General features: G+C 34.2%; 22 protein-coding genes. 12 read left to right on the top strand and 10 right to left on the bottom strand.

Annotation, left to right across the window (positions count from 1 at the left end):
- The first annotated feature begins 30 nt into the window (after positions 1-30).
- The 3 genes from ACULEU_RS09120 to ACULEU_RS09110 all read left to right on the top strand — a co-directional run bounded on the left by ACULEU_RS09120 (position 31) and on the right by ACULEU_RS09110 (position 1274).
- Positions 31-648 (top strand): DEAD/DEAH box helicase, encoded by a 618-nt coding sequence (locus tag ACULEU_RS09120; protein WP_445452291.1) that lies wholly within the window; start codon positions 31-33, stop codon positions 646-648.
- Between the two features lie 105 nt (positions 649-753).
- Positions 754-972, top strand: a complete 219-nt coding sequence (locus ACULEU_RS09115) for a putative signal transducing protein (protein ID WP_445452290.1) — start codon at positions 754-756, stop codon at positions 970-972.
- A complete protein-coding gene (locus tag ACULEU_RS09110; protein ID WP_445452289.1) occupies positions 969-1274 on the top strand; it encodes a hypothetical protein in 306 nt (101 codons plus the stop codon). Before ACULEU_RS09115 ends, ACULEU_RS09110 begins: the two co-directional genes overlap by 4 nt.
- Here the strand turns inward: ACULEU_RS09110 and ACULEU_RS09105 are convergent.
- A complete protein-coding gene (locus ACULEU_RS09105; protein ID WP_445452288.1) occupies positions 1271-2494 on the bottom strand; it encodes an MFS transporter in 1224 nt (407 codons plus the stop codon). The genes ACULEU_RS09110 and ACULEU_RS09105 overlap by 4 nt on opposite strands.
- 223 nt (positions 2495-2717) lie before the next feature.
- Here ACULEU_RS09105 and ACULEU_RS09100 point away from each other — a divergent pair, with 223 nt between their 5' ends.
- Entirely contained in the window at positions 2718-4352 is a 1635-nt protein-coding gene (locus ACULEU_RS09100) for an ABC-F family ATP-binding cassette domain-containing protein (protein WP_445452287.1), read from the top strand.
- A 92-nt stretch (positions 4353-4444) separates the two neighbouring features.
- Here ACULEU_RS09100 and ACULEU_RS09095 read toward each other — a convergent pair whose 3' ends face one another.
- The 4 genes from ACULEU_RS09095 to ACULEU_RS09080 all read right to left on the bottom strand — a co-directional run bounded on the left by ACULEU_RS09095 (position 4445) and on the right by ACULEU_RS09080 (position 8774).
- Positions 4445-6370 (bottom strand): YfbK domain-containing protein, encoded by a 1926-nt coding sequence (locus tag ACULEU_RS09095; RefSeq protein WP_445452286.1) that lies wholly within the window; start codon positions 6368-6370, stop codon positions 4445-4447.
- Between the two features lie 29 nt (positions 6371-6399).
- Complete coding sequence (locus tag ACULEU_RS09090) at positions 6400-7311, bottom strand: hypothetical protein (RefSeq protein ID WP_445452285.1); 912 nt, start codon at positions 7309-7311, stop codon at positions 6400-6402.
- Between the two features lie 2 nt (positions 7312-7313).
- Positions 7314-7814 (bottom strand): RNA polymerase sigma factor, encoded by a 501-nt coding sequence (locus tag ACULEU_RS09085; RefSeq protein WP_445454838.1) that lies wholly within the window; start codon positions 7812-7814, stop codon positions 7314-7316.
- Between the two features lie 129 nt (positions 7815-7943).
- Positions 7944-8774: a DUF6929 family protein gene (locus ACULEU_RS09080; RefSeq protein WP_445452284.1), complete on the bottom strand. Its 831-nt coding sequence runs from the start codon at positions 8772-8774 to the stop codon at positions 7944-7946.
- Between the two features lie 127 nt (positions 8775-8901).
- Between ACULEU_RS09080 and ACULEU_RS09075 the strand changes: the two genes are divergently transcribed.
- Entirely contained in the window at positions 8902-9777 is an 876-nt protein-coding gene (locus ACULEU_RS09075; RefSeq protein ID WP_445452283.1) for a PPK2 family polyphosphate kinase, read from the top strand.
- Positions 9778-9913: 136 nt separating this feature from the next.
- Here ACULEU_RS09075 and ACULEU_RS09070 read toward each other — a convergent pair whose 3' ends face one another.
- Entirely contained in the window at positions 9914-10948 is a 1035-nt protein-coding gene (locus ACULEU_RS09070) for a T9SS type A sorting domain-containing protein (RefSeq protein ID WP_445452282.1), read from the bottom strand.
- 105 nt (positions 10949-11053) lie between these two features.
- Between ACULEU_RS09070 and ACULEU_RS09065 the strand changes: the two genes are divergently transcribed.
- Positions 11054-12427 (top strand): MATE family efflux transporter, encoded by a 1374-nt coding sequence (locus tag ACULEU_RS09065; protein WP_445452281.1) that lies wholly within the window; start codon positions 11054-11056, stop codon positions 12425-12427.
- 19 nt (positions 12428-12446) lie between these two features.
- Positions 12447-12674 carry a hypothetical protein gene (locus tag ACULEU_RS09060; protein ID WP_445452280.1) on the top strand — a complete coding sequence of 76 codons (228 nt, stop codon included), beginning with the start codon at positions 12447-12449 and terminating at the stop codon, positions 12672-12674.
- Between the two features lie 3 nt (positions 12675-12677).
- Here the strand turns inward: ACULEU_RS09060 and ACULEU_RS09055 are convergent, their stop codons facing one another.
- The 4 genes from ACULEU_RS09055 to ACULEU_RS09040 all read right to left on the bottom strand — a co-directional run bounded on the left by ACULEU_RS09055 (position 12678) and on the right by ACULEU_RS09040 (position 15342).
- Entirely contained in the window at positions 12678-13325 is a 648-nt protein-coding gene (locus ACULEU_RS09055; RefSeq protein ID WP_445452279.1) for a response regulator, read from the bottom strand.
- Positions 13326-13383: 58 nt separating this feature from the next.
- On the bottom strand, positions 13384-14163 hold the full coding sequence (locus ACULEU_RS09050; RefSeq protein ID WP_445452278.1) for a sensor histidine kinase: 780 nt from the start codon (positions 14161-14163) through the stop codon (positions 13384-13386).
- Entirely contained in the window at positions 14139-14393 is a 255-nt protein-coding gene (locus ACULEU_RS09045) for a hypothetical protein (RefSeq protein WP_445452277.1), read from the bottom strand. Before ACULEU_RS09045 ends, ACULEU_RS09050 begins: the two co-directional genes overlap by 25 nt.
- Positions 14394-14859: 466 nt before the next feature.
- Positions 14860-15342 (bottom strand): hypothetical protein, encoded by a 483-nt coding sequence (locus ACULEU_RS09040; protein ID WP_445452276.1) that lies wholly within the window; start codon positions 15340-15342, stop codon positions 14860-14862.
- Between the two features lie 702 nt (positions 15343-16044).
- Between ACULEU_RS09040 and ACULEU_RS09035 the strand changes: the two genes are divergently transcribed.
- The 5 genes from ACULEU_RS09035 to ACULEU_RS09015 all read left to right on the top strand — a co-directional run bounded on the left by ACULEU_RS09035 (position 16045) and on the right by ACULEU_RS09015 (position 20813).
- Positions 16045-16272, top strand: a complete 228-nt coding sequence (locus ACULEU_RS09035) for a hypothetical protein (RefSeq protein ID WP_445452275.1) — start codon at positions 16045-16047, stop codon at positions 16270-16272.
- 447 nt (positions 16273-16719) lie between these two features.
- Entirely contained in the window at positions 16720-16977 is a 258-nt protein-coding gene (locus ACULEU_RS09030; protein ID WP_445452274.1) for a hypothetical protein, read from the top strand.
- Positions 16978-17046: 69 nt separating this feature from the next.
- Complete coding sequence (locus ACULEU_RS09025; protein ID WP_445452273.1) at positions 17047-17334, top strand: hypothetical protein; 288 nt, start codon at positions 17047-17049, stop codon at positions 17332-17334.
- A 51-nt stretch (positions 17335-17385) separates the two neighbouring features.
- Entirely contained in the window at positions 17386-18180 is a 795-nt protein-coding gene (locus ACULEU_RS09020) for a GLPGLI family protein (protein WP_445452272.1), read from the top strand.
- Complete coding sequence (locus tag ACULEU_RS09015; RefSeq protein ID WP_445452271.1) at positions 18180-20813, top strand: hypothetical protein; 2634 nt, start codon at positions 18180-18182, stop codon at positions 20811-20813. Before ACULEU_RS09020 ends, ACULEU_RS09015 begins: the two co-directional genes overlap by 1 nt.
- The last annotated feature ends 36 nt before the right edge of the window (positions 20814-20849 follow it).

The following is a 20849-nucleotide window of genomic DNA, read 5'->3' as shown; positions in this document are numbered from 1 at the left end:
GGCCAATGGCTGTTGCCTAATCACTAAATAATGAATTTAAAAAAAATAAACCCCAACCTTCAAAAGGCATTAATTGAAAACGGACTGACCGAGGCAATTGAAATGCAACAGGAAACGTTTGCTACCATCAAAAGTGGTGCTGATGCCGTAATCCAATCTGCTGGAGGTACCGGAAAATCAACAACCATTGTTTTAAACGTTATTCAGAAATTGGAAAAAACGGTTGGCGAAAGTACCCGTTGTCTCATCATTGTGGAAACCAAAGAAAAAGTGTTGGAAATGGAAGAATTGTTCCTGAAATATGGAACGTACACCGATTTAAGTATTCTGGGAGTCCACGACAAAGGCGATATTGATTACGATAAAAATGTGGTATCGATGGGCTTGGATATTCTGATTGGTACACCTAATAAAATCAATGCGATGTTTTCTTCGGCAGGTTTTAACAGCAATACCATTCGGATGATGATTGTAGATGATGCCGATGTATTGTTCAGAAATAGGGTAGATGCGATTGTTTTGCGTTTGTCACAAAGTATCGAGAAAACCCAACGCTTATTCTTTTGTTCTCAAATAACAGAAAGAGTGGAATCGTTGGCCGATAAAATCATGATTGAGCCGCTTTTTTTCGAGATGGAAGAGGAGTAATGGTGAATTGTAAATGGTGAATGTTTTTTTTATTTTACAACTCACAAACAGTATTTCATAACTCACAAGCAATAATTCACAATTCATAATTCACAATTCAAAAAAATGGGCTTAATAAAAATATTTTCGGGAGAAGAAATCCTCGCAGTTTCCTTAAAAGAAAGAATGGAAGAAGCGGACATCAATGTGGTTGTTAGAGATAACAATCAGGCCAATGTGTTGCCGAGTATTACTACTGCCAAAGCGGTAGAAGTTTTTATTCAGGAATTTGATTACGGTAAAGCGCATCCGGTGCTTGAAGCCTTTCGTATGAGTTTAGGATGAAAAAAATAATCAGGATATTCCCTTTTTTCCTGTTTGTGTTTTTGATAGACCGATTCATGTTGCTGCCTAGCAGAATGGACGGCATTTGGCAATTTGAAAGTGGCGTTTATGTAGCCGATATGATTTCGTATGACAATATTGAAATCGTGAATAACTTTGAAGTCAAAATCAGCAAAGCCTATAAATTTGATTCCTATTACCTTCTTGGATGCTATTTCGGAAGACTTTATTTATTGGAAAAAAACTCTTTAAAATACACAAGCTACTCTGAGTTGGATGAAAGCGGATTCCTGGGGAATTAATTAAAAATCTTCAATCGACTGACCAATACTGAAATTAAAATGCCAAAGATGCCAATGATGGCAAAGGAGTATTTCAAACTCGTTAATTCGGCTATAAATCCAATTACGGGAGGTCCGAGTAAAAACCCTAAAAAACTGATACTCGTTACAACCGTTAGGGCAATTCCGGTTGGCACATTTTCATTGTTTCCGGCTACGTTAAAAATGATCGGTACCACATTCGATACGCCAAACCCAACCAGCATGAAGGCAATCATACACGGAATCAAATAAGGCAATAAAACCGCCATATATAATCCACTAGAAATTACCAATCCACTTATGATGAGTACTTTTTTGGCACCAAAACGATGCACTAAAAAATCACTTAAAAACCTTCCCGAAGCCATACTGATCATAAAAGTAGTATAGCCCAAAACGACAAGTGCACCGGGAGCTTTGATGATTTCTTTAAAATACACACCGCTCCAATCAAACATGATGCCTTCACTCGCCATACCACAAAAGCAAATGACGCCCAACCATAGCAACGTTTTATCAGGATTTTTAAACAAAGAATAATTTGATTTTGTTTCTTCTTGTTTCGATTTGGCTTTTATCATAAACTTATAATTAGTGATAACAAGAATAATTACAAAACCTAAGGCAATAGCAAAATGCTGTAACGGATTCAACTCAAAAGATAGCATTACCAGTCCCACTAAAGCTCCAAAAAACCCGGCTAAACTCCACGAACCATGAAAAGAACCAATGATGGGCTTTTCAAACAATTGCTGCGTATAAACCCCTTGCGTATTTACTGCGATGTTACAAAAATTCCCAAAGAACCCAAACAAGAACAATCCGGCAGCCAATTGCCATTCCGATTTTGCCACTCCTAGCAAAAGAAGACACAAGGCATAGCTCAATAATCCGACTATAGAAATCATTCTACTGCCATATTTGGTAACGATTTTTCCGGAAATGGGCATCGCAAATAATTGTCCAACAGGTAAAGCAAAAAGCATTGTTCCCAGCGCAGCTTCGCTGAGGTGCAGCATCGATTTAATATCCGGAATACGGCTGGCCCAAGTGGAAAAACAAAATCCCATTCCGAAGAAAAATAAGGAAGTAGCGAAACGAACCCGAATCAAATAGGAACTTTTAGCCTTTCGAAAGCTCTTTTTGATCTTGGCTTTAGGTAAAATTTTCGATAAAAAACTATAGTCTAATAAAGGCATGAGTTTATGGCTTCTGAATTGGAGCTTAAAATTAACCAAATCTTTTCTGAAACTAAAGTTTTTAATTGATGATGCTCTGAAATGAAGTAATTACAACGTTATTGTTATTAAATTATTTCATTCTCAAATTTTCAAATCAACGCATTTTCAAATTGATTATTAAGCTATCTTTGCCGCTTCAAAAATCTAAGAAGTCTAATAATCTAATACTCTAGCAATCGCAATGATTACTGTAAACGACATAGCCGTTGAATTTGGCGGAACCACTCTTTTTAGCGAAGTCACTTTCGCCATCAACGAAACCGATAAAATTGCCCTCATGGGTAAAAATGGTGCTGGAAAATCCACTTTGCTAAAAATTGTAGCTGGTGAAAATAAACCAACACGCGGAAACATTTCTGCTCCCAAAGAAGCAGTAGTGGCTTATTTGCCGCAGCACTTATTGGCGTCGGATAATTGCACGGTTATGGAAGAAACTTCTAAAGCGTTTGCTGAAGTGTTCCAAATGAAAGCCGAAATTGACGAAATCAACGAGCAGTTGACCATTCGTACCGACTATGAAAGCGATGCTTATATGAAGTTGATTGAACGCGTTTCAGAACTAAGTGAGAAGTATTATTCTATCGAAGAAGTAAACTATGAAGCCGAAGTAGAAAAGGTTTTGAAAGGACTAGGATTTGAGCGGGAAGATTTTGATAGACCAACCTCAGAGTTTTCTGGTGGATGGCGTATGCGAATTGAATTGGCTAAGATTTTATTAAAGCAACCCGATTTAATTTTACTAGATGAGCCCACCAATCACTTGGATATGGATAGTATTCAGTGGTTGGAAGATTTTTTAATCAATCAAGCCAAAGCGGTGATGGTAATTTCTCACGACCGTGCGTTTGTAGACAATATCACCAATCGTACGATTGAAGTTACTATGGGAAGAATCTACGATTACAAAGCTAAATATTCGCATTATCTTGAACTGAGAAAGGATAGGAGAGTGCATCAGCAAAAAGCCTACGACGAGCAACAGCGATTTATAGCCGATAATCAAGCGTTCATTGATCGTTTTCGAGGTACTTTTTCTAAAACAGATGCTGTTCAATCGCGTGTTCGAATGTTAGAAAAGATTGTTCCTATTGAAGTAGACGAAATCGATACTTCGGCATTAAAATTGAAATTTCCACCTTCGGTTCGCTCCGGACAATATCCTGTTATAGTACGTGATTTACACAAATCCTATGGCGATCATTTGATTTTTAAAGATGCTAATTTGGTGATTGAACGTGGACAAAAAGTGGCCTTTGTTGGTAAAAACGGTGAAGGAAAGTCGACCATGATTAAAGCCATTATGAAAGAAATCGAAATCAATGGTGGAAACGTAGAAATTGGTCACAACTGTCAGATAGGCTATTTTGCTCAAAATCAGGCCTCACTGTTAGACGAAAACGCTACTATTTTTGAAACGATTGATAATATTGCTGTAGGCGATGTAAGAACACAGATCAAGAATATTTTGGGTGCTTTCATGTTTCATGGCGATGATATTCAGAAGAAAGTAAAAGTACTTTCGGGTGGTGAAAAGACACGTCTCGCTATGATCAAATTATTATTGGAACCCGTTAATTTGTTAATTCTCGATGAGCCATCCAACCACTTGGATATGAAAACGAAAGACATCATCAAGGAAGCTCTGAAAGACTTTGACGGAACGCTAATTTTAGTATCGCACGATAGGGATTTCTTGGACGGATTGGCCGAAAAAGTGTTCGAATTCGGAGACAAACGTGTTAAAGAGCATTTCGAAGATTTAAAAGGATTCCTAGCTCATAAGAAGATGGATAGTCTTAAAGAGATAGAAAAATAGCAATAAAATCAGAAACCCTGTCCGTGTGCATCCGAACAGGGTTTCTTTCATCAAACACCCAACGTCATCAACTTAACTATTTTTCTTTTTCATTAATTGGTAGCTTCCATCAATCGGATAAACTCCGCTCTGTAGCCTTGGTCGTCATAGGCCAAACCTTCTTTGGCTAATTTCTTGATGTCGGACAGCGAAGTATTGCTGACCAATTTGGAATCTCTCAGTTTCAAACCAAACCATGCTACTGCAGAACTGAATTTTAAATCGTTAGAACTGTTCGTCATTGGTGTCGATTTGTCTTCAATCACACGAACCATCTCTATGCTTTTATTACCGTCAGGTTTTTTGTAACGGAATTTTACGGTGGCCAATTCTTCATTAAATTGGTTTGATGTTACTTTGGTTTCAGTGTATTTCAAGTTTTTTGGCTCGCTATAAAAGTTGCTTTTTACACCAACGGGTATGATTTCGTATAAGGCTGTAACCGTATGACCACTTCCCAATTCTCCCGCATCTATGGTATCATTCTGAAAGTCTTCCGGATTTAGTTTTCGGTTTTCGTAACCAATTAATCGGTATGACGCTACGTGAGACGGATTGAATTCTATTTGGATTTTCACATCTTTAGCAATGGCAAACATGGAACCTTTGAATTCTTTCCCTAAAAATCTGTTAGCTTCCTGTATGTTATCGATATAAGCATAATTTCCGTTGCCTTTGTCGGCTAGAATTTCCATTTTTTTGTCTTTGTAATTGCCCATTCCATAACCCAAGCACGTTAAAAAAACACCTGACTTTCTCTTTTCTTCAATGAGGGTTTGCATATCGCTGTCTGAAGAAGCGCCTACATTAAAATCGCCGTCTGTAGCTAAGATTACACGATTGTTGCCTCCCTTTATAAAGTTTTCCGTGGCGGTTTTATAGGCCAACTGTATTCCGGCTCCACCTGCAGTGCTTCCGCCAGATTGTAGTCGTTCCAACGCTTCAATAATGGTTTGTTTCTGGCTTCCGGCTGTAGCGGGCAATACCAATCCAGCTGCTCCGGCATACACTACAATCGATATTTTATCATCATCACGCAATTGGTTTACCAAAACTTTCAATGATTCTTTAACCAATGGCAGTTTGTTCATTGAACTCATCGAACCCGAAACATCTATCAAGAAAACCAAATTGGAAGCCGGTAAAGTATCCGTAGGAAGTATTTTTCCTTGTAAACCAATGCGAACAAGTTTGGTGTCTTTATTCCACGGACAATCACTGTATTCGGTAGTAATCGAAAACGGATGCTCGTCTTTAGGTTGTGGATATTGATATTTGAAGAAATTCACCATTTCTTCGACACGCACAGCATCTTTTGGAACTTTCTGTCCCGCATTGATGAATCGGCGGATATTGGTATACGACGCATTATCCACATCAATCGAAAAAGTAGAGAGTGGCGCTGTTTTTGGACTTTCAAATGCATTTTCTACTAGCATTCCATAATCTTCATCGTTTTCATTAAAAAACCCGGAATTACTTAGAGTGTCGTTATCACTTTTATCCGAAATTGGTTGTCCCGAACTGCGAATAACACTTATTCCTGCTGCATTGCCTGAAAGTTTTTGTAAAACAGTACTGTTAGGCTTATTAGCTACAAGATTTGACGAAACGGTAGTTGATGCTAAATAAGATTTTTTACTTTCAATTTTATCATATCCCAAAACAACCACCTCTTCCAGTTTCAGGGTTTCTCCATTCATTTTAGCATTGATGATATTAGATTTACCGACTCTAATTGACATTGAAGTATAACCGGTAAAACTGAATACTAAGGTTTCCCCAATTTTGGCTTGAATACTGTATTTTCCATCAAAATTGGTTTGTGTGTTTCGAGTAGTTCCTTTTACAAGGACATTGGCTCCAGGTAATGGTCCGGCTTCATCGGAAACAATTCCGGTAATGGTTTTCTCCTGTGCATTAGCTGCGATACAAAAGAGCATAGCAAGGGCTAATGAAATAAGTTTGAAACTTTTCATGGCTTAAAAATTTAAAAGTTGGACAATGGTTATTTTGCTTTTTTAGAAGCGCTTACGGGTTTTCCGTTTTTGGTGGTAATAATGACAACCCCTTTTTTGCCTTTATTACCATAGATTTCGAAAGCTTTTTCATGCTGCAGTATAGAGAGCGTTTCGATTTCTTGTTTATTGAGTGGCGTGTACGGACTTGTAGGGTTGGGTCCGAATACTTGTTGTTCTGTAAATTCTTCACCGTTGATGATGTAAAGTGGTTCATTCAAAACGATCAGTGAATCTGTTTCTGTGAATTCCACTTTTCTTATTTCTTGTTTAGAGACCTTATCACCAATGATTAGAAGCGGCTCTTCTTTTTGAGAATTGGAGACTTTGGCACTTTTGTTAAAAAACAGTTCCACATCTTTTTCTTTTTTTAATTTGGAAACGAAACTAGTATTCAAAACACTTTCATTTGTGGCAGTTGCTGGAGCTGAAAAATAGCCTCTTTGTTCTGTTGTGATTTTACTTACTAAAGCATCATCTTCATCAAACTTTACACTTTCTTCCATGGCTACCTGATTGTCGCGTGTTATTTGATGTTTCAGAATTTGTTCGGCTTCTTTCTTAATTAATGGTTTTTTTAATGTTTCAGATGTTGGTTCGGCTGTTACAACGGCGCTCGTTTCGATTATCGGTTTTTGAATGGAATCGGTTACTATGGTTACTGCTTTTTTTGGTGTAATGGACTCGGAATTATTGGTGAAAAACTGATATCCTAAAGTGCCGAACAATAGAATTGAAGCGGCTACAGCCAATTTTTTCCAACGTCCTATGGCTTTTTTATCTTCTTTGGTATCGAGCTTGTTTTCAACGCGTTGCCAGACGTTTTCCATTCCTGGATAATCTTTAGTCTCTGCGTTTTCGGCAGCCGATTTGATTTGGTTAAACAATCTATTCTCTTCCATGATTATTTTGCTTTTTGATAATACAACTGATTGACTAAGTCCTTCAGTTTGGTTTTAGCAACATTCAATTGTGATTTGGACGTTCCTTCCGAAATATTGAGCATCACTGCAATTTCTTTGTGACCGTAGCCTTCGATGACAAAGAGATTGAAAATCGTTTTGCAACCTTCCGGAATCCGTTCTAATAAATTCAATAAATCTTCTTCTTCTAGTGGTGTTTCCTCAACACTTTCGGGTTGTATTCGCAGTACATTGTCTTCTAAATACAGATTGAAATTGACGTTGCGTTTCAAATGATTCAAACAATGATTTACTGTGATTTTTCGAGCCCAAGCTTCAAAAGCACCATGTTCTTTTAACTGCTCTATTTTGGTAAAGATGGTATAAAAGGCATCGGCCAATACTTCTTCAATTTCCTCTTCTTTTTTCAAATAGCGTTTGCAAGTGCGGTACAATTTTGGCCCCATAAACTCATACACTTGACGCTGAGCATCACGTTGCATTTTTTTACAAGCTGTTATGAGTATTTCGTTGATCACTATGAAGGTCTTTATAACTAAAGAGGACTATTGCAGTAAAAAGGTTGGGACGAGAGGCAAAAAAGTTTTCAGTCCCAGTCTTAAGTCGCATTTTTATTGGTTTCTTTCGAGTACTAATTTATAAATGTTGGATTCCAAAACTTCGGAGTCCTTGTCTTCGCAAAGCAAAAATTCGATTCCGGTCGCTGTTTTTTGATACAAAGTAAGGCCTTCAAATTTATGATGGTCACTAATTTGGAGCGTACTTTCGAGTGTCATGGTTTTCAAATTGATGGTTCCGATCATACTTCCAAGTACTTCACCGTCTAAATATGTTGATGTAGTGTCTTCGGCCGAAGCTAGAAAGTAAATGATATCATCTACTAAAATAGCATCCGTAAATGTGGCGGGAACATGATTGATTTTGGGCAAATCAAACGCAGTAAAGGTTAGTTTGGAATCTTCTCTGTCATCAAAAGCATAAATGATTCCGTTTTTGCCTTCAGCGCCATTGCCTCTTTGAAAGAAATAAAGATTTTTGTCGTTGATAATCAGGCCCTCGATATTGAGTTCCTCATTGGTAAAATGCAGCTGGTCTTTAATTCTCTGATAAAGTGGCGTTAAATCCTTTTCTTTAGTCTTTTGGTTTTCAGGATTATAAAGATAGGTGAGGTTACGGTTTTGGGTTGAACCCGAACCAAGAATCACTATTTTTTCCTTATTTTTTGTAATAGCTTCAAAATCGGGTTTGTCTTTTTTGGCGATATTTTCCTGTGGATTTTCTGCCAAGGCGATTTTGTTCAGTTTTTCATTGGTCGTATTGTATTCATATAAATACGTACTACTATCTGAAATGATATAGAGCAAATGGTTGTGATATAGCAATCCGGAAGCCGAACCAATGCCGATGATTTTAAAAAGTACGCTGAGTTGAAATTTTTCCATAAGTTAGCAATAGTATTAGCCCCGATTGCAGCGAGCTACCCTGCCTGGCGGCAGGCAGGCATGTAGCGCGGAAAGCGGGAAATAGCTCCTAAAAATTAGTATCTTTACAAATATAAACACTTACGATATGAAAACTATACATCCGGATGATTTTAGAGTGGTAGATGCTATAAAATTGTCAAACATTCCAACAGAGTTAAAAAATAATGCTGATGATGATGAAAAAGAAGAAAAACTGGATAAGGTGCAGCAGAAGCTAAGCGCACTTCAAGATGTGATGTATGCGCACAATCGGTATGCGGTTTTGATTTGTTTACAGGGCATGGACACTAGCGGGAAAGACAGTTTAATTCGAGAAGTGTTTAAAGAATTTAATTCGCGTGGCGTTGTGGTACATAGTTTTAAAACGCCTAATTCCAATGAATTAGAGCACGATTATTTATGGCGTCATTATTTGGCATTGCCTGAAAAAGGGAAGTTTGCCGTTTTTAACCGAACGCATTATGAAAATGTTTTGGTCACGCGTGTGCATCCCGAATATATTTTGTCTGAGAATTTGCCGGGCATTGAAACAGTGGAAGATATTACGCCAGAATTTTGGCAAAAGCGCATGAAGCAAATCAATAATTTTGAAAAGCATATTGCTAGAAACGGAACGGTGGTGCTGAAGTTTTATCTTCACATGAGCAAAGAGGAACAGCGCAAACGGTTGTTAAAGCGATTGGAGAATGGAGAGGATAATTGGAAATTTTCGGTTGGTGATTTAAAAGAGCGCGATAGATGGGATGAGTATATGCACTATTATGAAGAGGCTATTAATGCTACTTCCAAAAAAAAGGCGCCCTGGTTTGTGATTCCGGCCGACGATAAAGAGATGGCACGTTATATTGTGGCAAAAATTATTTGGGAAGAAATGCAAAAACTCACGGATATCAAAGAGCCTGAACTAGACCCGAAGGTTAAAGAAAATATTGAGCTCTATAAAGAGCAATTGAAAGGGTAGTTTTATATATTAGGTTTATGAGGTTTATTGGAATGAAGTATTCGTGATCATATAAAATTTCAATCATTTAAGAAGTCATTGAATACAATAAAAAACGCGCTGATTGTCAGCGCGTTTTTTATTGTATTAGTACTGATTATTTTACTATTATTTTCTGTGTAAAACGTTGGTTGTTTTCTGAGATAATTTCTAGAATATAGACCCCTGCATTTCGGATAGGGTTTATAGAAATTTCGTTTACTGATTCCGCTAAGTCAGTAGTTTTATGGACTACTTTTCGTCCTTGAATGTCATAAATTGACAGCGTTGCGTTATCTAAAGCAATTCCGGATTTAATATTTAAAATTCCAATAGTAGCTTCGTTGCTAACAATGGAAAAAGTGTTTTTGTTAAACTCATTGTTGGCTAAATTGAAAGTCAGGGTTTCCCAACTTTTAGCTACACTAACTAAGCTTACAAATCCAGTGGGCATTCCAGCCGGACCGGCGTTTTGTCTGAATGACATTCTATCAATATTGCCCGATTGATCATTTCCTGCAAAGTTGGTTGCTGAAACGGTATTACCGGCTTCTCCTGCTAAATAATCCGCATTGGCATAAAGTGTTACTGTATCGTCATTCACGCCAGAGGCTTGCGTGTATTTGAAGATTAACAAATAATCGGTACCATAGTTATAGGAATTTGCAGTAAATACGGTTGGATTACTGGTATCACCTTTTCTAATCCCGATGCTAAAAGTTGAACCACCTGTAGGCTGAACTAACATTCGAAAGGTGGTTGTAAAATTACCACCACTCAGTACTCTGAAAAAATCTATAGGAGAAGACTGGGCATTAGTGATATTGATGACCATACCAATATACAAATTGCCATTTTCAGTAAAAGGCGCAAAAGCTCTACCACAGCCATCGGTATTCGGAGTTAAACTAAACGCTTTAGGAGAAGAGCCATAAGCGACTGCGCCTATAACTTGGTCTACAACTCTAGCATTAGCACATAATGCTCCAACACACGTTCCTAAACCTCCTGGTAAAGAAGAGTTATTGGTCCAACTTCCTTGACCGCTTAATTGAGCATCTGAATTGTAACTCGAAAAGGATTCTTGAAAGATGTTTTGAGCTGTCAAAAAATAACTTGAAAGTAAACAAGTTAAAAGTAATTTTGTTTTCATAAGGTAATAGTTTTTTTGTAAAAGTAAAAAAAAATCACTTTAAGAATTGTTTAGCTAGAATTATATTTGACTAATAGTCTACTTTTGCGACTCAAAATCATAGAAATGAACCTTTCTGTTTATACAAAAGAATTTAAAGCGAATTTAAAGCTCGCATATCCCGTAATAATCGGAATGTTGGGACATACGATGATTGGTATTGTTGATAATATTATGGTGGGAAAATTAGGCAGTACTGAATTGGCTGCAGTTTCTTTGGGCAATAGTATGATTTTTGTGGCCATGTCGCTTGGAATCGGATTTTCTACAGCGATTACTCCCATTGTGGCCGAAGCGGATGCTGAACAAAACAACTCCAAAATCCGTTCTGCCTTTCATCACGGTTTGTTTTTGTGTACTATTTTAGGGATTTCTCTTTTTGGTTTAGTGGTTTTGGCCAAGCCGATAATGGAATTATTACACCAGCCTAAAGAAGTAATTACCCTTGCAAAGCCTTTTGTGGATTGGGTTGCCTTTTCCTTGGTTCCGCTTATTATATATCAAGGTTACAAACAATTTGCCGATGGTTTATCTATGACAAAAGTGTCAATGTATGCGATTGTTATGGCCAATGTTTTACACGTTTTTATTAACTATTGTCTGATTTATGGCGTTTGGATTTTTCCAAAAATGGGTATCATTGGCGCTGCCTTGGGAACGGTGATTTCAAGGATTGCGATGGTCGTTTTCATGCACATGATTTTATCCAGAAAAGAACGTTTAAAACAATACTTCCAAAATTTCAGTTTTGACGAAATTAAAAAGGAGATGATTAAGAAAATCGTTAATCTAGGTTTTCCTTCAGCGATGCAAATGTTGTTTGAAGTGGTATTGTTCACTGCTGGAATATGGCTTTGTGGCAACATCGGAAAAACAAGTCAGGCTGCGAATCAGATTGCGCTGAGTTTGGCCTCGATGACCTTTATGTTTGCGATGGGTTTGAGTGTGGTTTCGATGATTAGAATCGGTACCCAAAGAGGATTGAAAGATTACAAGCAGTTAGTTATTGTGGCGCGTTCCATCTTTTTGTTAGCTATTTTAATCGAAATTGTCTTTGCGATAATGTTTGTGGCGTTGCACCAAATCTTACCGTATTTGTTTCTGAATATGGAAAACCAATCCCAACTTTTAGACAATCAGGAAGTAATTACTATTGCGGCTAAATTGCTATTGGTTGCTGCAGTATTTCAGATTTCGGACGGCATACAAGTTGTGGTTTTGGGTGCACTTCGCGGTTTGCAAGATGTTAAGATTCCGATGTACATTACTTTTGTAGCCTATTGGATTGTGGGTTTTCCGATATCGTATTATTTAGGGATTCACACCGATTTAAAAGCAATTGGCGTTTGGATTGGATTGTTAGCCGGCTTAACAGCCGCAGCTTTATTTTTGTATATTCGCTTTCATTATTTAACCAAAAAGCTCTTAGCTAAAGGCTAATCACTAATTATTTTTTAAAATGGAATTACCAAAATTTTTACTAGCAGACAACTCCGATTTACCAGAAGATATATTTGTTATACACCTTGATTTTCCACGGTTTTTAATCAATTTAAAAGACGATGAGGTAGAGTTTCTGGAAGATTTGGAAGGCGAAGATGAAACCGAATTGGAAAGCGAAATGGAACATTTGATTACCTTGGCCGGAGAATTCTATGACAGGGAAATGGAGCGTTACGAAGAATAGACGCTAGTCTAATCCACTTTTAATGGCAAAAACTGCCAATCCTACTCGAGTTTTGATATTTAATTTCTCACACAAGCTATTGCGATAACTTTCAATAGTTCGCGGACTGCAATACATCTTTTCGGAGATTTCTTTGTAGCTCATGTCTGTGATGCAGAGTTTCAGAAATTCTTTTTCTCGATCTGTTAAATCTGTAGGTAAGACAGAATCTTGCTGTGGTGCATTCCCCATCATATTAGAAAATACAATATGTGAGGCCCATTCAGGATAATAAAATCCGTTGTTCATAATGGTTTTTAAAGCCAACTCTAATTCGCTTGGCGCTACATTTTTTAGGAGATAACCTCTAGCGCCATTTTTAATCATTTTGATGACACTAGTTTCGTCGTCTTGCATACTTAAAGCCAATACCAATACATTAGGATGATGTTCGCGTAGCCATTTAGAAGTTTCAAAACCATCCATAATAGGCATGCTGATGTCTAAAAGAATGATTGCAGGAATGTTGGCTTCTGAAATTAATTTATCTTGAAGTTCTTTTCCGTTTTGACATTCGTAAAGGACTTCAAAATCTTCAAAATTAGCCATTATACTGCCTAATGCTTTGGCAATTAAAATATGGTCATCAACAATGACTATGGAATGCTTCATTTTATTAATTATGGTGAAGCTAAGATACTCATTATTTTAACATTTTAACATTTCAATTTTATAATGTTGAGGGTAATTTTATAGTTAAGGAAGTTCCGCCAGTGTTGCTTTCCAAAAGAAACTGACCTCCAATGGTTTCGGTTCTTTTTTTCATGTTTTGTAGTCCACTTCCATTCGAATTGATGGTGTTTGTATCAAATCCATGACCGTCATCCGAAAGTTCCATGATGATGAAGGAATTATTTTGGCTTAAATTTACTTGAATAGCTTTACAATCGGCATGTTTCAAACTATTCTGAATAAACTCTTGGGCAATGCGTAACAACATCGTTTTGGTGGCGTAATTAACATTGTTGGATTGTATTTCAGTATCATAAGTGATGCCACATTTTTTGAGTTTGTTCACCTTTTGACACTCCGTTTGCAGTAAGGCTATTAATGATTTTGTAGCAATAGAATCGTCTGTAAGTGTTTTTGAAAGTTGTCTTAAATCGGACAAAGAATCGTTGATGATAGTGTTGATATTTTCGATACTTTCTGAACCTTCTTGTTTCTTATTTTCATAAATAAGATTCTGAATATACAAACTGGCGAGCGTGAGTTTTTGACCAATATTATCGTGTATTTCCCTTCCAATTTCCTGCATGGTTTTTTGCTGCATTTCTAGCTGAATGGCTAAAAGTTCCTTTTGGTGAAGGTCATTCTGGCTTTCGATGGCTTGCAAGTGCTCTCTTTTTTTTCGTTTATATTGCAATACATAGGATATGATAGCTACAATAAACAAAAGAAACAAAAAGTTAAAAACGATAGTAATCAGTAAGTATTCGGTTTTCCCCATAGTAGTGCAATTGAAAAAAGGATGTACATAGAAATATTGGTCAGTAAAAAAAGCGTAAAATAATTATAAAAAATCTCTTTATCATTCCACAAAAGACTGTTAAAGGCGAAAAAAGGCAAAGTACCAACATAAAATATGCCAACAGCCGTATTGATATAAAACATCATATTTTCTCTAAATTTCAGTATGTCATCAGAGATCATTTGTTTTTTATATTCTAAAATGATCATAATACTAATTAAAAAAGCGCCGACGATATAATTTAATGATTTGACGGTTGTTGTTTTTTCATCAAATAGAAAATAGGGTATAAGTGAGGTTAAAAATATTCCAATACTAATCCAAAATAGTTTTTTGTTGTTAAGTGATTTATAACTGTACAACCAAAATATAAAAATGAACTCTAACGGTATAACAAAAAAAGCATAATAATAGTTTTCGAAAATTTGGTAGTGTATTAAAAATAAATTATATAAAAACTCAGAGATAGCTATGAAAACAAGGTAATAAATGAACCATTTCCAATAGCTATTCTTAAACTTTTTAAATTTAAGAATAGCTATAATAGCTGCCATAATTTCAGTGCACAGCAAGATTTTTTTTAATAGGAGATGGTATTCATTCATACTTTTATTAGCCTTTGATTTAAATCATGAGAATTATTTACAATGTAGATTTAGTTAATGTAGTTTATTTTTAAAACCATAATCCGGAAGTGCCAGATGGTGGATTTAAACCACCATGATTCTCTGCCATAATAGCACAGCCGGGGCCAGAGGGTTTTGTACCAGTGTAAGTAGCTACATTGTAAGGGTCAAAATCAGAATCACAACCATTTATTTTCGCTGTTGGAACGGCAATTAGCGTATGTAATTTTTCATAATTAGTTGGTAAATCGGCAACGCTTTCATAACCCGGTAAATCACAGGTTTCACTATCGGGATAAGCTGAATAATAGAAGCGTACACCAAAATCATGCATGCCATACTCTGGATGTTTTGCTGTTTCAATTTCAATTGCTTCTATAAATTCTTTTAATGCATTTAAATCAAACCAAACTGATTGCGCATCAAACTTCATAGGATTGATGGTGTTGGTAACGATTGATAAATACTGTTTGGTTTTGTAATTAGTAACCATTTCTTCAATCAAGTCTAAGTTCATTGTTTTTAAAGCCATTTCATTTGTTTTTTAATAATTAGATTTTATAAAGTTTTGTTTTTCTGGGTGCGTGATTCAGCATTGAAATGCTTTACTCTTTAACAAATCAACTAATAATATTTAAAAGAACAATACGTTTTTCTACTATTTTTTTTCATAAAAAATACCGTAAAAACACGGTAGTAAATACCGTAAAAACCCTATACTCTTTTTAAATTTTGTTTTGCAACTTTGAAATGTTAGATAATTAATCATTATCCCTAATACAAAACTTGCTTTCCAGGATGATTTCATAGTACAAATTTGAAAAGGAAAGTTTGACAGTTAGTTTAAGCCTGCCCAGATAATCATTGTGGTATTTGATATAATATTGGGCAGGTTTTTTTTTGAAGTCCATGCTTCAATCAAAACAAAAACAAGTAAAGCAATTAAAAAGATAGCAACCATGATGTTAAATAAGTCGGATAAAGTCACTGATGTTCTCGTTAAAACGGTGTTATTATGCAGTTTTTTTGTCGTAGTCTGTGAATGTTATATTCTGCACAAATTGTAGTGCCGAAAGGTATGTAGGATGCAATTCATAAATAGACTAAGTGCAAAAAATAGTAAGACATATTGTTATGATGAAGTAAAATAAACTAGACCTTTTCAACCCTCTCATTTTTTTACCGAGACGTTTATTGGTGGGAGGTGTTAAGGTTAGTTTTAAACTCAAATAAAATGAATTGGAGTACTGTAGAACACAATTGTAAAGCCTTATATCAATATCAATTCATCAACGGTAATAATCCCGCAGAAAGAAAAATATTGATCAATCTGATCGCTAATGAATTCCCCGATTATCCCAGAATAAGAATTGCTTATGCGGTAGACAGATGTCTAAGCACTATCACTGAACCCATGACTCCTATTACTTTCCTCACCTTTATTAAAGGGTATATTCTGTAACCACTGCCCATCACTAAATGGTATGAAAGCACTCAAACAATCCAATGACGATTATATTGTATCTTATTTACTCTTGAGGCAACTCATAGGAATAATGGGAATCTTTTTGCCACTGGCTTTAATTTTTGGTAACCATTGGTTGGGGAATGAGAGTTGGTTGCAACCTTCGATTAGTAATTATTTCAATAGTTATAGGATACCCGTTAGCTGCACAGAAGGTGAAAAAAATCAAATAATTAAATAAAAACTGGTGTTTTTACGTGTACAAATGTCAAATTAAATTTTTTTAAAATTTGCTAAAACAATAAATTCAGATAAAAACTTTATAAGATATTATTTGGCCAATAATTGAGGGATTTCTCTGTTACCCAAAATAAAAACGGAGTAGGAAAACCTTTAACGCCTAAAAAAAGAAGAAGGAAAATAAAAATTTTAATCTAATTAAAGATGAGAAAAGCAATTTTTGGCTTTATTGCCACAGCAATGTTTTCAACAGTAAGTTTTGCGAACACGCCAACTTTAGAAAACGAAATCGACGTAACAAAAGAAAACAGCAAAAAAGTTGAAACTGTTTGTTCAGTTACATGTTCTAGAGTTATCGGTGGTGTTACTTACACAACTGAAGCTGGAAATTTTTTATCAACTTGCGAAGGAGCAGCAAGAAGATGTGAAGCAAAACTTGATAAATTAAGTACCTTACAATAATTTTTTTAGTTGGAATTAATGCTGAAACAACAACTCTAAAAATGAAAGTAAGCAATTAAAATCTAGAATATGAAAAAATTAATTTTTGGCTTTATTGCCACAACTATGTTTTCATTAAGTAGTTTTGCAAATACGCCTACTACAGAAAATAAAACTGATTTACAAAAGGAAAATCAAACTATCACTATCAAAAATGAAAATAATGAAGATAGAGATATTTGCACAATAACTTGCTCAAAAACTGTAGGCGGTGTTACTTATACAACATCTGCTGGAGGTTGGCTTACAAGTTGTAATACAGCTGGAAACCAATGCCTTAGAAAGTTAGGAGAGTTAACAGCAAATTTAGAACCTTAATTAAGAAATCGAATTGCCTCTTAAAGAGGCAATTCTTAAATAAATATTTAAATGAAAAAAGTATCAATTATACTACTCTTACTTTTCAGCCTGAGCACTTTTTCTCAAAATTTAGAAGTTGAATATTCTGTTTCTGAAAATACAAATGATGCAATACTAGCTACATCAACTATTTACAATTTAATAATTAGTGAAAATCAATCTGCTTATTTTAATAATGTTAATGATAGTATACAACAATTCAAATATCAAAACTTAATTTTTGATGTAGAGAAAATTGGAGAACTAAAACAAGTAAAATTATCCGACAATCATTATGCTTACATAAAGCAAGACTACTTTTATAAAAACTATACAAAAGACACACTTATATTCAATGAGATCATTTTAAATAAAAAAGTATTTGTTGGCGAAAAAATAAATCTTTTTAATTGGGAAATAAAACCAAAATCAGATACCCTAGTATTAGGATTTAAATGCCAAAAAGCAACTGCAAAATTTAGAGGTAGAACATATGAAGCTACATTCTCGAATGAAATAGCACCTTATGGAGGTCCATGGAAGTTTGATGGTTTACCTGGGTTAATTGTAAGTGTAAAAAGTTTAGATAATTATTTTGTAATTGAACCAAGGAAAATAAAAAAAGATGGTAAGACCCTAAATTTAATTACAAACATATATGAAAACAAAAAAGTTATTTCATGGAATATGTATAAAAATACATTTGAGGAAAGATTAAGAGAACAATTAAAAAAACTTAAATCTATTTCAGAAGATGGCGAAGTTGGAAATATTAAAATAACTGATAAAATTGAAGATTTAGAACTTCCTGAAATGAAATTTTAATGAAAGAAAGTCTTGCTTATATATTTATTTTTTTTCCATTATTTATAACTGCACAAACAATTAATGGGAGTGTAAAAGATGATAACGGTAAAATAATTCCATTTGCAAATATCTTACTAAAAGAAAGTGATAATCCATCAAGCATTGTTGAGTTTACTTACGCTCGAAACGGAAAATTCAATACATCTCTTAAAAAAAAATATCAAATTTTATTAGTTGAAGTTACCTCACAAGACTATTATAACCAAACATTCATAATTCAAAATCCAAAAGTTGAAGAAACGTACTCAATAGATTTTGTATTACAAAAGCAAAAAGTTACTGAATTAAAAGAAGTTGTCGTAGTTTCTGAAAAAAAATCATATTCCATTAAACAAGACACTTTGACCTATACTATTGATAAATATAAAGATCCAACTGATAAAAAAGTTCAAGACGTTTTAAAAAGATTACCCGGAATTGAAGTTAACGAAAAATCAGGAGAGATAAAATATAAGGGGAAATCCGTAGAAACAGTTACACTAGATGGCGACAATTTATTTGGCTACAACTATAGTCTGGGTACAAAAAATATAAATATTGATATGCTTGAACAAGTTCAAGCTATCGATAATTATTCAGAAAACCCATTACTTAAAGGAATTGAAGGTGGCGAAAAAGTATCTTTAAATCTAAAACTTAAGAAAGGCAAAACGGACTATTCAGGTAATATCGATTTGGGTCTTGGAATAAATAACGATTTAAATTTATTAAACAATTCAAATGCCAACATATTGGGTATTTCTAAAAACTATAAATCATTTGGAACATTAAACTATAATAATATTGGTGTAAATCATTCACCATTCGATTACTTTTCATCCAACAGAAGTATAGAACAACAAAAAGAAAAAGACTTATCAACACACAAGGTAATTTCCGAAGTACTATTCAATAATGCTATTGATGATGAAAGAGCCAACTTCAATAATATGCTTTTTTCAAATTATAATAGTATTTTTAAAGTAAACAAACGTTTTTCTGTCAAAACTAATTTGTATTATATTAATGATAACATAAAATTAAATCAACTTAATACAAGCGAAAACAACATTCAAAACCAAACTTTTATCACAACCGATAATTTCAATACAAATAAAAAACCACAATTTTACAGAGGCGATATTGAACTAAAATACAATACTTCAAAAAATTCATTACTAGAATACAAAACAAAATTTAGTTATGAAAACATAAAATCTAAATCCTCCATAACCGCAAACAATCTCAATTCTTTTCAATCAAATCTAAAATCCGAAAGTATATTCTTTAATCAAAGAATACTATTTACCAATAAACTTAACAGTAAGCAAGCATTACAATTACAATTAAGCCATGCCTACAACAACCTTCCACAAAATCTTACACTGAACAACCTAAATGCATCAATAAGTGAAAACCAAAGTAGTAACTTCAAAAAGAATTATTTAGATGCAATTGTTATCTTATTAGGTAATAAATCAAAATACAAATATTCATTTTCAACGGGAGCAACCTATGAAAACACCGATTATAACTCATTAAACAATTCAAATTTAACAACCACAAATTTTAATAATCCAAATTATTTCAAAAAATCTATATATGCGCTTGGTTCAATAAATTATACCTTGAATAATTGGTCAATAATGCCATTATTTTCTATCAAATATTTAAATCAAGTGTTAAACGAAAATCAAAATTTAAATAACAAATCAAAATCGGATCTATTGTTTGAACCGTCTTTTGGTATTAGATACCGAATTAACAATAAATCATTTATTACATCAAAAGCGAGTTTAAATCTAACTCCTTTTTCAGAAGAATACATTTTCACAAATCCAATAACAACAAACAATAGAATAAAATTAACCAATACACCAACATTAGAAATACAAAAATCCGAAGTCTATTCTTTAAACTATTATAACAACAATATGTATAAACAATTTTTTGTTAGTGTTGGCATCAGCTATCAAAAAAATAACGGAAACTATTTTTCAAATTTCTTGATTAACGAAAATGTAACCATACTAAACAACTTTTATCTAAAAGAAAAAAACGATAATTTAAACCTAAATGTATCTTCAGAAAAATTTATTAGTAAGCTATCTACTAACGTAAAATTGACTTCAACCATATCAAAATCTAGCTACAAAAATATCGTTAACACAACTGATTTAAGAAATAACACTAGTAATAACATTTCTAATACAGTAGAAATAAAAACAGCTTTTGACACAAAAATCAATTTTGAAAATCTATCAAACTATATTTATTCATCTAACAAATCAGAAAACATAGGCACAATCAAGAATACAATGTTTACAAATGCGCTAAAAATAAAGTACAAACACTCAGCATCTATCTTTTCTGTAATTAGTGGAGATTACTTCATGCCCAATACTAATAACACAAGCAATGATTATTTATTCCTTGACTTTAGTATCATTTATAAACCAAAAGACAAAAAATACGAATTCAATTTAATTGGTAAAAATCTATTAAACAATAGCGTTTTTTCTCAAATACAAACCTCAGATTTTTCAAGAAATACACTTCAAAACAACCTTATTTCAAGATATGTTTTTATTAATTTTACCTATATTCTTTAAATATATTTTACCTTTATAACTTTATAAAAAATTTAA

Source organism: Flavobacterium sp. 25HG05S-40 (assembly GCF_052654735.1).
This window is presented reverse-complemented; position numbering and strand designations above follow the sequence as displayed.

Coding starts and splice junctions, on each gene's coding strand:
- ACULEU_RS09020 (WP_445452272.1), top strand. CDS start 17,386: ATGAAAAAAGTATCAATTATACTACTCTTACTTTTCAGCCTGAGCACT.
- ACULEU_RS09085 (WP_445454838.1), bottom strand. CDS start 7,814: ATGCAACGTGATGCTCAGCGTCAAGTGTATGAGTTTATGGGGCCAAAA.
- ACULEU_RS09095 (WP_445452286.1), bottom strand. CDS start 6,370: ATGAAAAGTTTCAAACTTATTTCATTAGCCCTTGCTATGCTCTTTTGT.
- ACULEU_RS09080 (WP_445452284.1), bottom strand. CDS start 8,774: ATGGAAAAATTTCAACTCAGCGTACTTTTTAAAATCATCGGCATTGGT.
- ACULEU_RS09110 (WP_445452289.1), top strand. CDS start 969: ATGAAAAAAATAATCAGGATATTCCCTTTTTTCCTGTTTGTGTTTTTG.
- ACULEU_RS09120 (WP_445452291.1), top strand. CDS start 31: ATGAATTTAAAAAAAATAAACCCCAACCTTCAAAAGGCATTAATTGAA.
- ACULEU_RS09045 (WP_445452277.1), bottom strand. CDS start 14,393: ATGATCATTTTAGAATATAAAAAACAAATGATCTCTGATGACATACTG.
- ACULEU_RS09025 (WP_445452273.1), top strand. CDS start 17,047: ATGAAAAAATTAATTTTTGGCTTTATTGCCACAACTATGTTTTCATTA.
- ACULEU_RS09065 (WP_445452281.1), top strand. CDS start 11,054: ATGAACCTTTCTGTTTATACAAAAGAATTTAAAGCGAATTTAAAGCTC.
- ACULEU_RS09030 (WP_445452274.1), top strand. CDS start 16,720: ATGAGAAAAGCAATTTTTGGCTTTATTGCCACAGCAATGTTTTCAACA.
- ACULEU_RS09070 (WP_445452282.1), bottom strand. CDS start 10,948: ATGAAAACAAAATTACTTTTAACTTGTTTACTTTCAAGTTATTTTTTG.
- ACULEU_RS09075 (WP_445452283.1), top strand. CDS start 8,902: ATGAAAACTATACATCCGGATGATTTTAGAGTGGTAGATGCTATAAAA.
- ACULEU_RS09115 (WP_445452290.1), top strand. CDS start 754: ATGGGCTTAATAAAAATATTTTCGGGAGAAGAAATCCTCGCAGTTTCC.
- ACULEU_RS09105 (WP_445452288.1), bottom strand. CDS start 2,494: ATGCCTTTATTAGACTATAGTTTTTTATCGAAAATTTTACCTAAAGCC.
- ACULEU_RS09035 (WP_445452275.1), top strand. CDS start 16,045: ATGAATTGGAGTACTGTAGAACACAATTGTAAAGCCTTATATCAATAT.
- ACULEU_RS09100 (WP_445452287.1), top strand. CDS start 2,718: ATGATTACTGTAAACGACATAGCCGTTGAATTTGGCGGAACCACTCTT.
- ACULEU_RS09055 (WP_445452279.1), bottom strand. CDS start 13,325: ATGAAGCATTCCATAGTCATTGTTGATGACCATATTTTAATTGCCAAA.
- ACULEU_RS09060 (WP_445452280.1), top strand. CDS start 12,447: ATGGAATTACCAAAATTTTTACTAGCAGACAACTCCGATTTACCAGAA.
- ACULEU_RS09090 (WP_445452285.1), bottom strand. CDS start 7,311: ATGGAAGAGAATAGATTGTTTAACCAAATCAAATCGGCTGCCGAAAAC.
- ACULEU_RS09015 (WP_445452271.1), top strand. CDS start 18,180: ATGAAAGAAAGTCTTGCTTATATATTTATTTTTTTTCCATTATTTATA.
- ACULEU_RS09040 (WP_445452276.1), bottom strand. CDS start 15,342: ATGGCTTTAAAAACAATGAACTTAGACTTGATTGAAGAAATGGTTACT.
- ACULEU_RS09050 (WP_445452278.1), bottom strand. CDS start 14,163: ATGGGGAAAACCGAATACTTACTGATTACTATCGTTTTTAACTTTTTG.